Source organism: Roseospira visakhapatnamensis, assembly GCF_014197915.1.
Taxonomy (GTDB): Bacteria; Pseudomonadota; Alphaproteobacteria; order Rhodospirillales; family Rhodospirillaceae; genus Rhodospira; species Rhodospira visakhapatnamensis.
The window spans coordinates 178,957-196,969 of record NZ_JACIGK010000002.1 but is presented as its reverse complement, the minus strand read 5'-3'; the positions used below and the strand labels follow the sequence as shown (position 1 = coordinate 196,969).

The following is an 18,013-nucleotide window of genomic DNA, read 5'->3' as shown; positions in this document are numbered from 1 at the left end:
CGCTCAGCGGCTGGCGGCCGGCAGACCCGCCGTGTCCAGCGCCTCCAGCACCACGCCGCTGGTCAGCAGTTCTGGCAACGCCAGGCCGTCCGGCGCCCGCGCCCCGTAGACGGCGTTGAAGGGGATCCCGTAGCGACCGAACCCCGCCAGATAGGCGGCGATGGCCGCGTCGGGCCGGGTCCAGTCCCCGCGCATCAACACCACCTCCGCCGACGCCAGCCGGCCGGCCACCGGCTCCTGGTCCAGCACCGCGCGCTTGTTGACGATGCAGGTGACACACCAGTCGGCGGTGACGTCCACGAACACCACGCGCCCCTCGGCCAGCAGCGCGGGGATGGCCGCCGGCTCCAGCGGTCGCCATGCGAGGCCGCCGTCGCGCGTCGCTGGCAGGGCGTCCCGGGGTCCGTCGCCCGGCAGCAGACCGGCCCACGCGGGCAGCGCCAGCGCCACCAGGGCCGGCACCAGCGCCGCCGGCCAGCGGCCCCGGGGGAGCGCCAGCGCGCCAACCATCAGCGCCATCAGCCCCCCCACGGCCAGCGCCGCGCCGGCGCCCACCTGGGCCGCCAGCACGCTCAGCAGCCAGACGGCGGTGCCGGCCAGCGCCACGCCGAGCCCCGCCTTCAGCCACAGCATCCAGCGCCCGGGGCGCGGCAACCGAGTCGCCAGTCCGGGGCGCGCCGCCACCAGCAGGTAGGGCAACGCCATGCCCACGCCCAGGGCCAGGAAGATAGCCAGGATGTCCAGCGCCCCCCGGGCCAGCGCGAAGCCCACCGCCGTCCCCAGGAACGGTGCCGAGCACGGCGTGGCCAACAGCGTGGCGAACGCCCCGGTGGCGAACGCGCCCCAGGCCGAACCCGGGTCGTCCCCGCCGGCCCGGTCCACGCCACGGCTGGCGGCGCCGGTCAGGCCCTGGGGCACCACGACCTCGAACAGGCCCCACAGGTTGGCGGCGAACAAGCTCAGCAGCACCACCATGACCACCAGGAACAGCGGCTGCTGGAACTGAATGCCCCACCCGACGGCCAGGCCGGCGGCCTTGACGGCGATGGCCGCCCCGCCCAGGGCCAGGAACGACGCGACGATCCCGGCGGCGCTCATCACGAAACTGGTGCGGGCCCGCGCCGGGGACGCGCCACCGTGCCCCATCACCCCCAGCACCTTGAGCGACAGCACCGGCAGCACGCAGGGCATGAGATTCAGGATCAGGCCGCCCAGCAGCGCCAGCCCAAGCATGGTCAGCCAGGATGGGTCGTCAGGGGCCACCGTCGCCGGCGCCACCCGATCGCCGGCCGCGCGCACCAGCGGATGGGGCGCCGTCACCGCGTCCACCACGGCCGACGCCTCCAGGCCGCGCGCACCGTCGACCACGGTGACCGTCACCGGCCCCCCGGTCAGCGACGGCACCCCGCCGACGCGGCTCCACAACACCACCCGGCCGTCCGCGTCCCGGGCGACGCCGGGGGGATCGAACCACGCGCCCTCCGGCCCCTCCACGAACAGGTCCGGCGCGACCAGCGGCGGATCGGCCCGCACCACCACCTGCACGACGAGGTCGGCGGGACCGGCGCCATCCCCGCCGTCCACCACGGCCACATCCTCCAGGGTCAGGCCCTGGGCGGCCCCGTCACCGGGAACGGCGCTCTCGAACCGGTTCAGGTCGTGCGCGTAAGGCGTGGCGCCGCCCGGTCCGGCCGGCAGGTCCATGGTCAGGTCCACGGCGCGCGGAATACAGACGTCGGCACAGGTCAGGTAGTCCACCCGCGCCACCAGCCTCAAGGACTGGCCCGGATCCTCCGGCCTGACCCGCAGCGGGTAGATCACGCCATCCCGGTAGCCGATGGTCTGAATGCCCAGGACCGAGAAGCGCTCCGGCGCCGGCCAGCGCAGGGTGGCGTCGGCCAGGTTCCGGCTGCCGTCCCAGGTGATGGTGGGGGGATAACCCGCATCCCCGGGCGCGCGCCAATAGACCTTCCAGTCGTCCACCATGTCGAACTGAAGGCCGAGGCGCAGGGTTTCCCGGCCCCCGAGGGCCGTTGTGGCCGAGATCAGACGGACGCGGCCCTCGGGCGTCTCGGCCCAGGCACTGGACCCCGGCGGGGTCCACTCGGGCAATTGCGCCACCGCCGGAGACGCGCCGGTGACCAGAATCACCAGCAGCAGCACCAGCGGCGACCAAAGGGCCGCCAGAGGTCCCCAGGCCGATCGCCCCGAGGCCGCGTCACGCGCCCCCGTCCGGGTGTTGCCAGTCATGCCGTATCACCCTCTCCCGCACCCGGCCCGTCCACCCACCGCCGCGTGACCAAACCTTGACGCCACCGCCCACCCCGGCCATCCCGCCATCGAACCCCTGGACACCCAGAAGTGGGTGCGCGGACCCCGTTTACGAACATTCCGTCCCCAAGCGCCGCCCGAACCGTGCTACCGTACCTTGGTAGCACGACTCGACGGCGCCGGGCGACGCGACAGGATCCCGCGCCCGGGCGTGTCCATCGTTCCGGCCGGCGGCGTGATCTCGCATGGCTCAGCGCCCTTGGGACCATGGTGACGATGGTGACAATGGTACGGTCGCGCACGTCCCGAACGGGACGCTGGCCGCGACAGGATCCCCGCCGCATTGTATAACCGACCCGATCATCACGACACGCCGGATACGGAGCCGGAATGAATCAGGACGAACTGCTCCAACTCCAGGACAACGCCCGCGCGGCCAGCACCTTGCTGAAGGCGATGAGCAATGAACATCGCCTTCTCATCCTGTGCCGGCTGCTGGGCTGCGAGCGGTCGGTGGGCGAGTTGGAACGCGTGGTGGGGTTGAGCCAGTCGGCCCTGTCGCAACACCTGGCGCGGTTGCGTCGCGACGATCTGGTCAAGACCCGGCGCGAGGCCCAAACCATCTACTATTCCCTGAAGGGCGACGCGGTGGCGTCGGTCCTGAGCACCCTGTACGACCTGTACTGCGCCACTGCCGACGACGCGCACCCGGACCAGACCGACGACGGATCGGCCGACACCACCTCGGCCCGACGCGCCGAGCCGATGCCCGCGCGCCCCCCCACGGCGCTGGCCGTCGCGCCCCGGCGCTGAGCCCCCGCCCCCGCCCCCGCCGATGGAGTCGCCGGGTCGACGGGGCATCCCCGCCCATCCGGGGTACGGCGTCGCGCGCCCGGACACTCCGGCACACGGGAGTCCGGGCACCGCGTCGGGCCATGGCTGACCACCCCGGCGATCCGCGACGACCCAAAAAAAGGGCGTTGCCGCGATCCGCGCGCAACGCCCTTGAAGGCCGTCTTGGTCCAGGTCAGGGATACGGGAAGGAGCACCGTCGATGATCGGGATGCCGGGCGAAGACCGATGATCCACCTGATGTCTTCGCACACCCCTCGTCGTCGGGAACCACTGTGGGCCGACCCACCGGTGTCCATAATCTGTCATGACACGCCGCCGGCTCGACCACTCTCCCACTGACGACACGATCCTAGCAGCCCGGCCCACGCGAATCCGGTGCGCATCCGGCCGAGTCCTGGGTCGATCGGGGGACCCAAAGGGCGCAAGGGCCACGGCGCACACGCCACGCTTGGAGTCCCCAAAGACGGGCTGTGATCCCCTCGGGCGGGATCAGGCCCCCATCCCGGCATGACGGCACACCGGTTGCGGGGTGACCAGCCGACCCTGTTGCAAACGCAGGGTGCGGGTGGCAATCCGACGGCGGAAGTGGGGATCGTGCGAAATGACGATCATCGCCTGCGGCAGGCCGCGCAGAATCTCGGACAGGCGGGCCGTGGTGTCCTCGTCGAGGGCGTTGGTGGGCTCGTCCAGCAACAGCACCTCCGGCTCCATGGCCAGCACGCAGGCCAGGGAGACCAGACGCTTCTCGCCCCCCGACAGCTTGTGGGTGATCCGGTCCCGGAAGCCCTCCAGGCCCACCCGCGCCAACACCTGGTCCACCACGGCCAGGGCCTCGGCGCGCGACAGACCCAGGTTCAGGGGGCCGAAGGCCACGTCCTCGGCCACGGTGGGACAGAACAGCTGGTCGTCGGGATCCTGGAACACATAGCCGGCGCGGCGGCGCACCTCCTGGAAGTCGGCCTCGACGCGGCGCTCGGCGCCGAAGGCCACGATGCGGCCCGCCTGGGGTGTCAGCAGACCGACCAGGATCTGCATCAGCGTGCTCTTGCCGGCGCCGTTCGGTCCGGTGATCGCCAGGCGCTCGCCAGCCGCCAGGGTCATGGTGGCATCGGTCAGCACCGGGGGCCGGCGCGGATAGGCGAAGCACAGGCCGGCGACCTCAAACAAGACCGACATACAGGGCATCCAGCGTCAGGAGCAGGCCCAGGGCGGGCACCGTGGTTCCGATGAACAGGACATCGCGGGGACCATAGCGCAGATCGTCCAGCAGCGGCAGGCGGCCCGTGAAGCCCCGGCACTTCATGGCCTGGAGAATGCGCTCGGAGCGTTCCAGCGCCCGCACCAACAGCATGCCGATCAGGTATCCCAGGCTCCGAAAGGTGTGGCCGTTGGTGCGCGGGCGGAAGCCGCGCGTCTTCATGGCGCGGCGCAGGCGGCGGTACTCGTCCTCCACCACCGTGATGTAGCGCACGGTGAACAGCAGCAGGTGCACCAGACGCTCCGGGCATCGCAACCGCGCCAGGGCGTGGCCGAGGGTGGTGGGCTCCAGCGAGCCGACCAGAGACAACAGCATCAGCACGATGGCGTTGGCCGTGAGCGCGATGGCCGCCGCGCGCTCCAAGCCGGCCCAGGAGGCCGGCCAGCCGAACACCCAGAAGGCGGGATCGCCGGGCATGGTGAACGGCAGCAGCACCAGCATGAAAACGATGAAGCCATCCATCATGGCCATGCGGCGCAGCGTCGGCCCGGCCGGCAGGCGCGCGGCCAGCAAGGCGGCGCCGGCCAGGGTCAGGGCCATCAGCAGCGCCGCCAGGCTGGAGAGCGCCACGGTCACCCCGGCGAAGGCGATGGCGCCAAGCAGACGGGTCCGGGGGTCCACGGCGCCGAGCCAGCCGCCACCGGGTCCGCCGATGGCCTGGGGCGCCGAGCGCACCGCCGCCCCCGCCCTGGCCGACGACCCGACCGCCTCGACCCGGTGACTCACGCGCCGGATCCGGGCCGACGCCGGGCCATCAGGAAGAAGGCCAGGCCGAACAGACCGAGGATGTACCCGATGCCCCCGAGCACCGCTTGCAGGTCGTTCTTTTCCTTGTAGGCCGCGAGTTCCTTGCGCAGGGGACGCACCTCGGCACGCACCGCGTCGGCCACCATCCTGGTCAGGTCGAGCGGAAGGGCGGCCACGGGTCCGGGCGCTCCAGCCGACGGGATCGCGCCGGGGGCAACGGGGTCCGCCGCCCCGGCGGTCAGGTGACCGGGCAGATCGTCCAGGTCCATGGTGAACTCGGCCACGTGCCCGGCCCCCAGATTGGCCCGGAAGACGTGGGGCACGGCCTGGGTCGGGGTGAAGACGAAAAAGCCATCGGCATCCGTGCGGGTCTCGCCGAGCTTGTTGCCGTCCGGGTCAAACACCTCGATCGGCGTATCGACCGCCATGTCACCGTTGGAGAAGCCCACCTCGCCCTCGATGACCTCGCCGGCCGCGTACCCCGACGCAACCACCTTGTGGGCCCGCGCCGGCAGGGCGACCGTCGTCATCAACAGGGCTCCGACGAGCAGCATGGACACAGGTTTCATCATCGTTGAATCATCCTCACGCGGCGCGCGCCGGGGCGGCCAGGGTGCCGAACAGCTCCGGCTTGACGCGGTGGATCAGGGTCACGGCGGCGGCGCACACCAGGCCCTCGATCACCGCCACCGGCACATGGGCCAGCACCACCAGCTTGGCGGCGGGCAGGAACTCATCGCCCGACAGCCAGAGCACCAGGGCGACCTGCACGGCGGTCAGGACGATCGCCAGGGCCCCGCCGACAAAGCCGGTCAGGACCGCCACACGGGTGTCGGCGCTCGCGACGCCGCGGCGGCAGAGCAGCCAGACCAACACCGCCGGCAGGGCGATGTTGACGGTGTTCACCCCAAGAACCGTCAGGCCACCGAACCCGAAAAAGACGGCTTGCAACAACAGGCCCACGAACAACGCCGGAAAGGCGGCCCAGCCGAGCACCAGGCCGGCGAGTCCGTTCATGATCAGGTGCACGCTCGACGGGCCGAGGGGCACATGCACCAGCGCGGCGACGAAGAAGGTGGCGCTCAGCACGCCGGCGACCGGGATCTTCTCCAGGGTCAGCGACCGCAGCCCGAGGGCGAGTCCCCCCACGGCCAGGACCCCACCGCCCAGGACCACGGCGTTGCTCAGGGCTCCGTCCACGATATGCATGGCGACACCTTACCTTTTCATCACCGCCAGGACAGGGTGGGCCGACGCGTCCGGGACCGTGCCCCGCGCGCGCCGGCCCGACGGGGTTACTGCATGTCGAAGGCGCGGACCCAGATCACGGCATCCTGGCTCAACTCCTTGCCGTCATGCTCGGTGGCCGGACCGCTGCCCAGGGCGGCGAAGCCCCAGAAGCCCGCCTTCGGAATGCCGAAGGTGAACACACCGTTGGCGTCGGTCACGGCGACCACGGTGCCGCCGGGCATCGGCTGGGCGGTGGGCTCGGTGGTGGCGTTGGCTTCCATGTCCGGCTCGGACGCCATGAACTCGATCTCGACCTCGGCGCCGGCCACGGGCGCGCCATCCGACAGCACCTGACCGGAGAACGTGGAGCCGACAATCACATTGGTCGGCTTGTTCAGCGGCACGATCTCGGTCGGCAGGCCCTGTGGTTCCATCCAGTCCGTGGGCATCTGGTTGCGGTTCAGATAGGCCTTGGTGATCTGCTGGATGTAGATGTCCTCGCTTTCCTCGTAGTACGGCGCGGGGACGGTCACCAGCACGTAATCGCCGGAGCGCTTGACCGGCGCAACGACCTCGAAGGCGGCGGCACTGTTGTTCGCGCCCTGGAAGGTGATGGGCGTCACGCTGTCCATGAGATCGATCCTCTCGCCGCGATGCACCATGTAGACGTCCAGCGGCGGACCCATGTCCATGACGTGGCCGTTCTCGAACGGATGCCAGAAGATCAGCTTCACCGGCACGTCACCGGGACGGGCGATGTTGACCTCGGGGGTGTAGCTGAGTTGGAAGTGGGCGCTCGCGGTCACGGGGGCCAGCAGGGCGGCGGCGGCAAGCGAAGCCAGGGCGGTCTTTCGTGGAATCATGGCGGTGCGTCGCTCCCAAGGCATGCGGGGCGCGGAGCCCGGCTCCGCGCGCGCAATCAATGAAAGGACGATCGGGGGAAGGATGGCGTCGCGAGGGGCGGACGGACCGGAACGCGGGCACGTCGGGATCCACCGCCAACACCCAACGCCAGACGCGCACCCCGGCGTCCGGTCGAATGCACGGCGCCGCTCTCCGTCGGCGCCACACATCGGCGGCAGGTCTCCTGGCTCGCGGGTCGTCGCGGGTCCGCCGCCTTCCCGAGGGGGATCCTGCGATCCCATCCCAGTGGCGCGTGACGGAGCGCTCGCCGCTCACAGTTGCGGGGGCAGCCACGGAGTCGGCCCCTGATGGGTACGCCTCACCGTGTTCCCTTTTCACCCGGACGCGTGGCGCCCGGGAACCGTCGATTGGTGTAGAAAAGGCGTCAATCGCCCCGTGAAGTCAAGGAGCTTCGGTCGAGCCGATGGTCACCGGACACGCCCGGTCCGGCGCCAGCGGCCATGCGTCAGGGCGATCAGCGCGGTCAGGGCGGCGGCCACCATGACGGGGACCTGGGCACCATTCCAGGCGCCGCCGGCGGCGGTGACGGCGGCGGCCACCAGGGGCGGCCCCAGGAACTGGCCGATGTTGGACCCTTGCATGAGCAGCCCGTTGGCGGCCGCCAGATGGCCGGGCGATGGCGCCTCGGCCGGCGTGCCGGCGAACAGCGCGGCGGGGATCAACCCGCCGGCCGTCGAGAACAGCAGCACCAGCGCGAATCGGACCGGGTCGGCCAGGGCCGGCGAGAACAGGCCCCAGCCGCACAGGGCCATGGCGACGCTGGCGACGACGATGATCCGCGTTCCCGTCACGCCCCGGCGCAGCAGCCCGCCGCCGACCAGGTTTCCCGGCGCGTTCATGAGCACCACCAGCGCCGTCAGCAAGGCGGCGGCGCGCCCGGTCACCCCCAGCGCCTCGGGCAGGAAGGTCGGCAGCCAGACCATGACGGCGATCCACTGGAAGGCATAGGCGCCGAAGGTGGCGGCCATCAGCAGCAGCCCGGGCCGGGTCACGCTCTCGATCAGGACGCGCCAGGACGCGCCGGGCGGCGGGGTCGAGCGCGCGATCCCCGCCGTGGCGGTGGTGACGGCCGCGCCGCCCATCACCGCCAGGCCGGCGACGGTCAGCCAGAGCGCCCGCCAGTCGGCGGCCTCCAGGACCAGGGGCGCGCCGGCCAGGGCGATGGCCATGCCGGCGGGCATGAAGACGCTCCACAGACTGAGCGCCAGGGAGCGGTCGCGGGGCGCGGTCACGGCCAGCACCAGCGCCGGCGTGGCCACCGAGACCGCCATGAAACCTAGTCCCTCCAGCAACCGGCTGGCCAGGAGCACCGGCACCCCCTGGCTGACGGCACCGGCCGTGCCCCCCAGCGCCAGCGCCACGAATCCCAGTCCGACCAGACGGCGGCGTCCCAGTCGGTCGGCGGTCACCCCAGCCACCAGACCCAGCGACATCCCCAACACATTGAAGGTGGAAACGATGAACCCCGCCGGCACCAGCCCCACCCCCAGGTCGACCCGCAAGGCGGGCAAGGCCGGCGGCACCTTGCCCACGTGCAGCGCGGCAACCATGCCGCCCAGCACCAGCGTCAGTACCACCGGCCAGCGGGTGCGCCCATGATCGGGGATCGGGGTGGCGGGGATCTGGGTGGCGACGGGATCGCTGACGTCGGGCACGGGTGGGCTCTCCGCGATGGGGTCGCCCGCGCCCGGGCGACCCGCGCGATCAGGCGACGTGAGGCGCCCGCGCGGACGCCGGACTCCGTCCGGTCATCACGTCGATCAGGCCCCACGCGGCATAGGTCAGGATGGTGGTCCCCATCAACCCCGTTCCGAAAATGATGCCGATCAGCAACCAGTCCACCGGACCGCCGGCATCGGTGAAGCCGGACATGGTGACCCAGGCCATCAGCACCAGGGCGCCGACGCCACCCAGCAGGCCCATGGCCTGGCAGCGCAGCAGGCGGCGGCTGACCAGGGTCCGCTCACGCAGCAGCACCATGACGAAGCCGGCGATACCCATGACGGCCAGCGCCAGCAGCACCCACAGAATACCGCCCATCATTTCCAGAAACACCGATACGAACACGGCGATGTCGAAGCCTTGCATGGTCTGGGTCTCCTCCCCGTTGTGCTTTCTTCATTCGGTCCGGACGGCGCCGGTCATGCCTCGCCGCGCAGCATGGCGATGTAGGTGGGCTTGAGGGCGATGGTCTTCATCACCCAGCTGATCCACAGTTCCTCCAGCGGCGCCACCACGCCCGGGAAGGAGGGCGTCAGGTTGTTGCGATAGTCGAACTCCACCAGCATGGCGCGGCCCATCTGGGTGATCAGCGGGCACGAGGTGTAACCATCGTAAACGGCATCGCTGTCCTTGCCGTCGAGTTGGGCCACCAGGTGATCGGCCGCGACCGGCACCTGCCACTTGACGCTGGCCGCCGTCTTGCCCTTGGGCACACCGGCGACGTCACCGACCGCGAACACGTTGGGGAAGCGGGGATGACGCAGGGTATGCTTGTCGGCCTCCACCCAGCCGTCGGCGGCGAACGGCCCCTCCTGCCAGGGAAGCGCGCTGTCGCGGACGGCAGCGGCGGCACGCATGGGCGGAATGACGTTGATGAAGTCGTAGCTGATCTGTTTGGGCCCGTCGGGCGTGGCGAAGGTTGCTTCCTTGCGGCCCAGATCGATCCCGGTCATGACGTGTTCGTAGCGCGTGTCGAAGCCCCGGTCCTCGAACAGCATGCGCACCTTCTCGGCAACGATGGGCACGCTGAACAGCGACTTGGAATGCGCGGCGTAGATGATCTGGGAGTCCTCTCGCCGGCCCCGGTCGCGCAGGCGGTCGTCGGCCAGGAAGGTGTATTTCAGGGGCGCGCCGGCGCACTTCATCTCGGTGGCCGGGCGCATGAACAGACCGGTCCCGCCGGTGGCCAGGAAGTGGGACAGCGACTCCCAGGTGGCGTGCGCGGCCTCGGGACCGCCATAGTGACTGCCCAGGCCATCCCGGCCCACCCGGCTCACCTCCATGCCGTCCAGGGAGTCGTAGTCGAGGTCGATGCCGGCGGCGACGACGAGGTAGTCATAGGGCACGGCGCGGCCGCTTTCGGTGACCACCTGGTTGGCGTCGGGATCGAATTCCGCCACGCCCTCCTCAATCCACTCAACGCCCGAGGCGATGTAGTCGGCGGTGCGCGAGATGGGATAGTCCTGGGACTTCAGGCCGGCGGCCACCAGGGTGAACCCCGGCTGGTACAAGTGGCGCCTGCGGGCGTCGATGAGGGTGATGGTCGCCCCCTCCAGGCGGCGCGCCAGGCGTGAAGCCATGGACAAGCCCGCGGCACCGGCCCCGGCGATGACGATACGGGCCTTGGTGCGCACCGCGTTCTGAGCCCGGGCCGAAGGCACGACCGCCGTCGCGCCGGTCGCCAGGGCGGCTCCGGCGGCGCTCAACTTGAGCAGGGTGCGGCGGTCCAGGCCGCGCCGGGCCAGCGCCGCGTCATCGTCGGCCGGCGCCTCCATGGGTGCCCGGGTCGTGTCCTTGTCCATCCGTCGTTCCTCCCTTGGTTCCAAGCCTTGTTTGTTCTTGTTCTCAAGCGTGATCACGCGGCGTCGACGGCGCCGCCCTTCTGGGATCCTTATATATCAGATTATTCTAATACACAACATGTCGGGAACCGTGTCCCGGCGCGGGCTCGTGGGACACGACAACAGACATCGACAGGCCCAACCGGACCCTGCCGGCGCGGACTCCACCGCGTGCGACGGCCGCCCCCGGCCTATGGCTGCATCATTGTCCGTCGCTCATGTACACGATGCCTTCAGGCAGCGTGTAGCCCCAAGGCAAGCCGCTGTTGCGCCAGCCATCGACGTCGCGCACCCCCGCCGACGCGCCATCCTTGCGCTTCCCGCCCTCGAACCCGTCCACCATGGTGTAAGTCTGCGTCCAGCCGCGATCATGGAGCAGGTCGGCGGCCGGCGCGCTTCGCGTGCTGCCCGAGCGGCACATGAAGATCACCTTGGTGGTGCCCTTGTCGGCCTCCAGGGCGTTCAGGCGAGCCTCGACGGCATCGGCGAACGCCGGGTTCAGCCGCATGTGCCAGACGCCCTTGTCGGGATTCAGGGCGGTGGGATCGGCGATCTTGTAGGGCACATGAATGTCGGTCTCCGACGCGAAGCCGGTGAACATCACCTCGACCGGATCGCGGGTGTCCACCAGGACGACGGCATCGGGTTCGGCCCGCATCAGATCCCAGGCTTCCAGCGCGGTGACATAGAGGCCGGACTTGACCTGGGCCGACGCCTTCTCGGGCACGTCGGCGGCCAGCGACGGCGCGGCGGCCAAACTCAGGCCCAGGCCGACGGCCAGGGCCAGGGCATGGATGCACGGTCGAGTCATGGATCGAGTCATGGGACGGCTCTCCTTATCTCGGTGTCGGTCCGGACGGCCGGGACAGACGGGACCCACTGATCAGGACCACATGGATAGGCACGGGCGTCACGCACCGGCCTCGCCGACCTCCGCGCACTCGCAAGCGGGCAAATGCCGCACCTGGGACGCCTGCCGGAGCGACCGGAACACGGCCAGGACATCCTCCTCCTCGACGACGTCGATCAGACGGTCATACATCGCCATCGTATCGCGTTCGGCGACCATGGCGGCGCGACAGGCCTCCCCCACGTCGGTCGGCCGGGTGAGGCGTCCGCGCCACCGGTTGGGAGGCGGGTCGATGCCATAGCGCTCAAACACTTGCAGCAGCGTGTCGGCGTGCCGCCGTTCGGCCTCTTGAACCTGCACGAACGGCCGCACCGGACCGAAGGCGGCGATCGCCGCCTCGTACATCGCCTCGGCCCGATATTCATCATCGAGGGCCTCTACCAGGGCCGCCCGCAGGGTTTCACCCATGACCGTGACTCCAGCGCGGAATGCCGAATCCCAATGCGCCCGGGGTCACGGGCACGGCACCCCGCACCGGACACGGGGGGTTCGGCCGGCCACCGCTACCACGGGACGCCGACGCTATTCTTCCGCCATTTGGGCCGGCCTGTAATTGCTCAAACGCAACCCGACGGCAGGATCCGGGGCCGACGACACGCCGCGTCCGATCAGGGACCGGGGTCCTCGTCGTCCGGAGACTCCGAGGCCGCCATGCGCCCGCAGCGGCCGCACAGGCCCCGCAATTCGATCCGCCCGCCCAGCACCTGGAACCCGGCGCGACGGGCCAGGGCGGCCAGCGCCGCGGTGTGGCCATCGTCGGCGAGTTCCCGCGCCGCGCCGCAACGGTCACACAGCACGAACACCGTGACCTGTGGCGGATGAGCGCCCCGGGTGCAGGCGACGAAGGCGTTCCGGGTCTCCAGGCGATGCACCAGCCCGAGCGCGGCCAGCCGGTCGAGCGCCCGATACACCTGGGCCGGCGCCCGCAGACCCTGGCTCCGCAACCGGTCCAGGATGGCATAGGCGCCCAGGGGCTCCCCGACGGTCCGCAACAGGTCCAGCACCAGCCCCTGGTTGCGGGTCAGGGCCGGTGACAGGGGTGGCGGTGGTTCCGACCCCGCCATGGCTCACGACCCCGCGTCCGGCGGCGCCGATCCACGCCGCCAGGCCATCGGCAACAGGCTCGCCAGGAACAACAGGAACGCCGCCATCACGATCGACGGCCCGGACGGCGTGTCCAGGGTCAGGGATCCGCCCAGCCCCAGCACCACCGCCACCGCCCCGACCAGCGAGGCCACCACCGCCATGGCTTCCGGTCCCCCCGCCAGCCGCCGGGCCGTGGCCGCCGGGATGATCAGCAGCGCGGTGATCAACAGGATGCCCACCAGCTTCATGGCGATGGCGATCACCGTCGCCAGCAGCAGCATGAACAGCACGCGCGCCCGGGTCGGCCCCAGGCCCTCGGCCCGGGCCAGTTCCTCGTTCACGGTGGCGGCCAGCAGCGACCGCCACGACCAGGCCAGCAAGCCCAGGATGACCACGCCGCTGGCGAAGATGATGGCGATGTCGGTCCTGGAGACCGCCAGGATGTCGCCGAACAGGAAGCCCATCAGGTCCACCCGCACCCAGGGCATGGCCGCCACGGCGACCAGCCCGATCGCCAGCGCGGCATGCGCCAGGATGCCCAGCAGCGTATCCGAGGACAGGCCACCGATGCGCTCCAGCAGCATCAGCGCCCCGGCCACCAGCGTGGCCACCAGGAACACGCCACTCATCGGCTCGATCCGCAGGAACAGGGCCAGGGCCGCGCCCAACAGCGCCGAGTGGGCCATGGTGGCGCCGAAATAGGCCATGCGCCGCCAGACCACGAAGCAGCCCAGCGGACCGGTGATCAGGGCCAGGCCGACCCCGGCGATGAGGGCGCGGGAAAAGAAATCGTCAAGCATGGGCGGGGACATGTCCGATGCGGGGCCCGGGCGTCACGGATCCCGGTGATGATCGTGGTCGTGGTCGTGGTCGTGGTCGTGCGCATGACCGGCGGGCCCGCCCCCGTGACGGTGGCGGTAGACGGCCAGGGTCTCGGCCGCCGCCGCGCCGAACAGGCTGGCGTAGGCCGGGTCGGCGACCACGGCCTGCGGCGATCCCCGGCACGACACGCTGCCGTTCAGGCAGATGACCGTGTCCGTGGCCGCCATCACCACGTGCAGGTCGTGGGATATCAGCAGCACCCCGCAGCCGTGGCGATCGCGGATATCCTGGATCAGGCCGTACAGCGCCAGTTCGCCGGGGAAGTCCACGCCCTGAACCGGCTCGTCCAGGACCAGCAGGTCCGGCGCCCGCAGCAGCGCGCGGGCCAGCAGCGCCCGCTGGAACTCTCCCCCCGACAGGTCGTGCACCGGGACCCGCCGCAGGTGCGGAACGCCCACCGCCTCCAGCGCACCCTCGACCGCCGTCCTGTCGTGGCGGGCGGTCAGCGTCAGCAGCCGGTGGACGGTCAGCGGCAGGGTCCGGTCGATGGACAGCGCCTGGGGCACATAGCCGATGCGCAAGCCGGACGCCCGGCGGATGGACCCCACGTCGGGCTTGATCACGCCGATGATGGCCTTGGCGGTGGTGCTCTTGCCCGATCCGTTGGGGCCGATGAGGGTGACGATCTCGCCCCGGTTCACGGTCAGGTCGATGTCCCGCACCAGCCAGCGGCCATCGCGGTGGACGCCGAGGCCATGCGCCTCGACCAGGGACGTGGCCGGACCGGCGGTCGAGATAGACCGGGACTGGGAGCGCGTGCGGAGCATGCGGCGAGCGATCCTCTCGAAAAGGGGAGGCCTGGACGCAGCGGGCGGTCCAAGCCGATCGGGCCCGCGCGGGGCGCACCTGGGCTTTGGTCGGTCATACACCCATTGAAGCCGACAGGGAAATGTTATGTTATAATATAACGGTTCCGCCGTCGGGCGTTTGCACGCGCCCTGTTCCCCCTCGTTCAAGGAGACGACCCATGAACACCCCCGGGTCCTGGCGCCGGATGGGCGCCCGCATGGTCCTGACCGCCGGCGCGGTCTGCGGCGCGCTGGCCTTCGGCGCCGCGCCCTCGCGCGCGGCCGACCCCATCGGCGTGGTGGCCTCCATCAAGCCCATCCATGCCCTGGTGGCCGCCGTGATGGGGGACGTCGGCACCCCCCACCTGATCGTCAAGGGGGGGGCCTCGCCGCACACCGCCAGCCTGCGTCCGTCCGACGCGGCGGCGCTGGAGTCGGCCGACGTCGTCGTCTGGGTCGGCCCCACCCTGGAGCGGTTCCTGGTCGGCCCCGTCGAGACCCTGGGGGATACGGCGGCAAGCCTGCGCCTGGAAACGCTGGACGGCCTCACCCGGCTGCCGATGCGCCTGGGCGGGCCATTCGAAAAGCATGTCCACGGCCACGACCACGACCACGACCACGACCACGATCACGCGGCCACGCACGACACCCACGATCACGGTCACGATCACGCGGCCACGCACGACACCCACGATCACGGTCACGACCACGCAGCCACGCACGACGACGACCACCACCACGACCACGACCATGAGGCCGCCCCCCCGGCGGACCGGGCCGATCCCCACCTCTGGCTGGACCCGGTCAACGCGCGGGTGATGGTCGCCGCCATCGCCGACACCCTGGCCGAGGCCGACCCCACCCACGCCGAGACCTACCGCGCCAACGCGGCCGCGACGATCGCCCGCCTGGACACCCTGGTCGCCGATCTGTCGGCGGAGCTGGCGCCGGTCGCCGACGTCCCCTTCGTCGTCTTCCACGATGCCTACCAGTACTTCGAACACCGCTTCGGCGTGCGCGCCGTGGGCTCGGTCGTCGTCAGCCCGGAGACCAGCCCCGGCGCCGCGCGTCTGGCCGACATCCGCGATCGCCTTCGGGACCAGGGGGCGGTCTGCGTGTTCGCCGAACCGCAGTTCGAGCCCCGCCTGGTGCGCGTGGTGGTCGAGGGCACCGAGGCCCGCGCCGGCGTGCTGGACCCGCTGGGCGCCGACCTGCCGGCGGGACCCGATTTCTACGAGCGGCTGATCCGGGGTCTGGCCGACTCCCTGCGCGCCTGCCTGGAGGGGTAGGCCGCGCCCCCCGCCCTCGCCAGCCCCCCCTCGTCGACCTTTGCCTTGTCGCCGGCCGCCCCGCTCCGTAGGATCCCCTGGACGGTAACAAATGAAACTAAACGATCACCGCGCGGCCCCCCGCCGGGCCGGACGCGGCGATCCCCGGGGAGGTCGGCGGCCATGTTGAGCACCTACGCATATCCGGAGTTTCCCTACGTCCCGTCCGAGGAGCAGCGCACCGGCCGGCGCGTCCGCCACCCCGTCGTGGTGGTCGGCGCCGGACCGGTGGGGCTGACCGCCGCGCTGGACTGCGCCCACCATGGCGTGCCGGTGGTGGTGCTGGACGACAACTCCACCGTCTCGGTCGGCTCACGCGCCGTCTGCTACGCCAAGCGGCCCCTGGAGATCTGGGACCGCCTGGGCTGTGCCCAGCGCCTGCTCGACAAGGGCGTGATCTGGAAAAACGGCAAGGTGTTCCGGCACGACCGGCTGATCTACCAGTTCGACCTGCTGCCCGAGGACGGGCACCGCATGCCGGCCTTCATCAATCTTCAGCAGTACTACCTGGAAGAATACCTGATCGACCACGCCCACGGCTTCGACGACCGGGTGGACCTGCGCTGGAAACACCAGGTGGCCGACATCACGCCGGCCGGGGATCATGTGCGCCTGACCGTCGAGACCCCGGACGGGTTCTTCGACATGGAGGCCGACTGGGCGATCGCCTGCGACGGCGCCCGGTCGGACATCCGCGAGGCCCTGGACCTTCCCTTCGCCGGCCAGGCGTTCCAGGACCGGTTCCTGATCACCGACGTGGTCATGAAGGCCGACTTCCCCGCCGAGCGCTGGTTCTGGTTCGACCCGCCGTTTCATCGCGGGCAGTCGGTCCTGCTGCACATGCAGGCGGACAACGTCTGGCGCATCGACTTCCAGCTCGGCATGGAAGCCGACCCCGAACAGGAAAAGCGGCCGGAACGTGTGATCCCGCGCCTCAAGCGCATGCTGGGCGAGGACACGGCGTTCGACCTGGAGTGGGTCTCGGTCTATCAATTCGCCTGCCGCCGGCTGGAGGACTTCCGCCACGGCCGGGTGCTGTTCGCCGGCGACGCGGCGCATCAGGTCTCGCCCTTCGGCGCGCGCGGCGCCAACACCGGCATCCAGGACGTGGACAACCTGATCTGGAAGCTGGCCCTGGTGCTGCGCGGCCAGGCGCCCGAGCGCCTGCTGGACAGCTACAGCGAGGAACGGGTGCTGGCGGCGCGGGAGAACCTGCTCACCTCCACCCGCTCCACCGACTTCATCTCTCCCAAGAGCACCGTGTCCCGCGCCTTCCGCGACGCCACCCTGGACCTGGCCGAGCATCTGCCCTTCGCCCGGCCGCTGGTCAACTCGGGCCGGCTGTCGCGACCGACGCCATACACGGGGTCGTCCCTCAACACAGCGGACACCGAGCCCTTCACCGGCGCCCCGCCCCCCGGCACCAATGCCGCCGACGCTCCGGTGACCGCCGAGGGAGCGCCGGACTGGCTGCTGCGGCACCTGGGGGATCGCTTCGTCGCCCTGCTGTTCCTGGGGGAGGAGACGGCACCGCCGCCGGACCACACCGGGACCATGGCCGCCCTCGCCGCCCAGGACGTGCCGATCCACGTGGTGACGGTCGGCCGTCGCGCGGGCGACCTGGTGGACGGCGCCGGCCTGGCCCATGAGCGCTACGACGCCACGGCCGGCACCACGGTCCTGGTGCGCCCGGACCAGGTGATCGCCGGCCGCTGGCGCGGCCCCGACCCCGCCCGGCTGGCCACCGCCCGCGACCGGGCCATCGCCCGCGCCTGATGCCTCGACCGGGACGCCCGCCCTCGCCCTGCCCGCTTCCATGGGGACCGCCGCCATGCCGCTGACCATCCAGCCCAACCTGCCCGACCCGGACGGCTTCTACGAGCGACTCATCGCCCTGCACCGCGACCTGGACCTCGCCGGCAGCCGCCGCGTCAATGCCCGGCTGATCCTGCTCCTGGCCAACCACATCGGCGATCCCGAGGTTCTGGACGAGGCCATGCGGCTGGCCCTCGACCCGGCGGCCCCGCGAACGCACGCGCGCTGACCGGCCGTCACGGGACGGCGCCGCCGCCTCGGTGCCGGAGACGGGACCGGAGACAGCGGTTGCCACGCCCCCGGTCTGTGGCAATATGGGGTCGGCTCCACCCGAGACCGTCTTCGGGAGCACCTCA

General features: G+C 70.9%; 18 protein-coding genes and 1 riboswitch. Of the genes, 4 read left to right on the top strand and 14 right to left on the bottom strand.

The genetic code is table 11. The features are described from left to right. Window positions 1–3 precede the first annotated feature (3 nt). On the bottom strand, window positions 4–2,250 hold the full coding sequence (locus GGD89_RS02365) for a protein-disulfide reductase DsbD family protein (protein ID WP_184042494.1): 2,247 nt from the start codon (window positions 2,248–2,250) through the stop codon (window positions 4–6). 411 nt (window positions 2,251–2,661) lie between these two features. Between GGD89_RS02365 and GGD89_RS02360 the strand changes: the two genes are divergently transcribed. Continuing rightward, window positions 2,662–3,084 (top strand): ArsR/SmtB family transcription factor, encoded by a 423-nt coding sequence (locus GGD89_RS02360; RefSeq protein ID WP_184042493.1) that lies wholly within the window; start codon window positions 2,662–2,664, stop codon window positions 3,082–3,084. Window positions 3,085–3,615: 531 nt separating this feature from the next. On the opposite strand, the gene GGD89_RS02355 is transcribed toward GGD89_RS02360, so the two are convergent. From GGD89_RS02355 to GGD89_RS02295, 13 genes are all read right to left on the bottom strand, one after another. Next, window positions 3,616–4,302, bottom strand: coding sequence for an energy-coupling factor ABC transporter ATP-binding protein (locus GGD89_RS02355; protein WP_184042492.1), 687 nt, complete (start codon window positions 4,300–4,302; stop codon window positions 3,616–3,618). Next, entirely contained in the window at window positions 4,286–5,110 is an 825-nt protein-coding gene (gene cbiQ / locus GGD89_RS02350) for a cobalt ECF transporter T component CbiQ (protein ID WP_184042491.1), read from the bottom strand. Before cbiQ ends, GGD89_RS02355 begins: the two co-directional genes overlap by 17 nt. After that, window positions 5,107–5,703 carry a cobalt ABC transporter permease gene (locus tag GGD89_RS02345; protein ID WP_184042490.1) on the bottom strand — a complete coding sequence of 199 codons (597 nt, stop codon included), beginning with the start codon at window positions 5,701–5,703 and terminating at the stop codon, window positions 5,107–5,109. The genes cbiQ and GGD89_RS02345 overlap by 4 nt, the downstream gene beginning before the upstream one ends. 13 nt (window positions 5,704–5,716) lie before the next feature. After that, window positions 5,717–6,340 carry a cobalt transporter CbiM gene (cbiM, locus tag GGD89_RS02340; protein ID WP_184042489.1) on the bottom strand — a complete coding sequence of 208 codons (624 nt, stop codon included), beginning with the start codon at window positions 6,338–6,340 and terminating at the stop codon, window positions 5,717–5,719. Between the two features lie 86 nt (window positions 6,341–6,426). After that, window positions 6,427–7,224, bottom strand: coding sequence for a DUF4198 domain-containing protein (locus tag GGD89_RS02335; RefSeq protein ID WP_184042488.1), 798 nt, complete (start codon window positions 7,222–7,224; stop codon window positions 6,427–6,429). A 197-nt stretch (window positions 7,225–7,421) separates the two neighbouring features. Then, window positions 7,422–7,645: riboswitch (cobalamin riboswitch) on the bottom strand. 47 nt (window positions 7,646–7,692) lie between these two features. Further along, window positions 7,693–8,940: an MFS transporter gene (locus GGD89_RS02330; RefSeq protein ID WP_184042487.1), complete on the bottom strand. Its 1,248-nt coding sequence runs from the start codon at window positions 8,938–8,940 to the stop codon at window positions 7,693–7,695. A gap of 49 nt (window positions 8,941–8,989) precedes the next feature. Further along, complete coding sequence (locus tag GGD89_RS02325; protein WP_184042486.1) at window positions 8,990–9,373, bottom strand: DUF5368 domain-containing protein; 384 nt, start codon at window positions 9,371–9,373, stop codon at window positions 8,990–8,992. A gap of 53 nt (window positions 9,374–9,426) precedes the next feature. Beyond that, window positions 9,427–10,809 carry an NAD(P)/FAD-dependent oxidoreductase gene (locus tag GGD89_RS02320; RefSeq protein WP_246422290.1) on the bottom strand — a complete coding sequence of 461 codons (1,383 nt, stop codon included), beginning with the start codon at window positions 10,807–10,809 and terminating at the stop codon, window positions 9,427–9,429. Between the two features lie 241 nt (window positions 10,810–11,050). Continuing rightward, on the bottom strand, window positions 11,051–11,671 hold the full coding sequence (locus GGD89_RS02315) for a rhodanese-like domain-containing protein (RefSeq protein ID WP_184042485.1): 621 nt from the start codon (window positions 11,669–11,671) through the stop codon (window positions 11,051–11,053). Further along, entirely contained in the window at window positions 11,668–11,853 is a 186-nt protein-coding gene (locus GGD89_RS20770; protein WP_484592940.1) for a hypothetical protein, read from the bottom strand. Before GGD89_RS20770 ends, GGD89_RS02315 begins: the two co-directional genes overlap by 4 nt. Before the next feature lie 513 nt (window positions 11,854–12,366). Then, entirely contained in the window at window positions 12,367–12,822 is a 456-nt protein-coding gene (locus tag GGD89_RS20325) for a Fur family transcriptional regulator (RefSeq protein ID WP_184042483.1), read from the bottom strand. Window positions 12,823–12,825: 3 nt separating this feature from the next. Further along, window positions 12,826–13,644: a metal ABC transporter permease gene (locus GGD89_RS02300; RefSeq protein ID WP_184042482.1), complete on the bottom strand. Its 819-nt coding sequence runs from the start codon at window positions 13,642–13,644 to the stop codon at window positions 12,826–12,828. 33 nt (window positions 13,645–13,677) lie between these two features. Beyond that, the gene (locus tag GGD89_RS02295; RefSeq protein ID WP_184042481.1) at window positions 13,678–14,493 is read right to left on the bottom strand and encodes an ATP-binding cassette domain-containing protein; all 816 of its coding nucleotides are present in this window, start codon (window positions 14,491–14,493) and stop codon (window positions 13,678–13,680) included. A 200-nt stretch (window positions 14,494–14,693) separates the two neighbouring features. Here GGD89_RS02295 and GGD89_RS02290 point away from each other — a divergent pair, with 200 nt between their 5' ends. From GGD89_RS02290 to GGD89_RS02280, 3 genes are all read left to right on the top strand, one after another. Then, a complete protein-coding gene (locus GGD89_RS02290; RefSeq protein ID WP_246422287.1) occupies window positions 14,694–15,803 on the top strand; it encodes a zinc ABC transporter substrate-binding protein in 1,110 nt (369 codons plus the stop codon). A 162-nt stretch (window positions 15,804–15,965) separates the two neighbouring features. Continuing rightward, window positions 15,966–17,618, top strand: coding sequence for an FAD-dependent oxidoreductase (locus tag GGD89_RS02285; protein ID WP_184042480.1), 1,653 nt, complete (start codon window positions 15,966–15,968; stop codon window positions 17,616–17,618). A gap of 55 nt (window positions 17,619–17,673) precedes the next feature. After that, window positions 17,674–17,886, top strand: a complete 213-nt coding sequence (locus GGD89_RS02280) for a DUF2783 domain-containing protein (protein WP_184042479.1) — start codon at window positions 17,674–17,676, stop codon at window positions 17,884–17,886. Window positions 17,887–18,013: the final 127 nt, after the last annotated feature.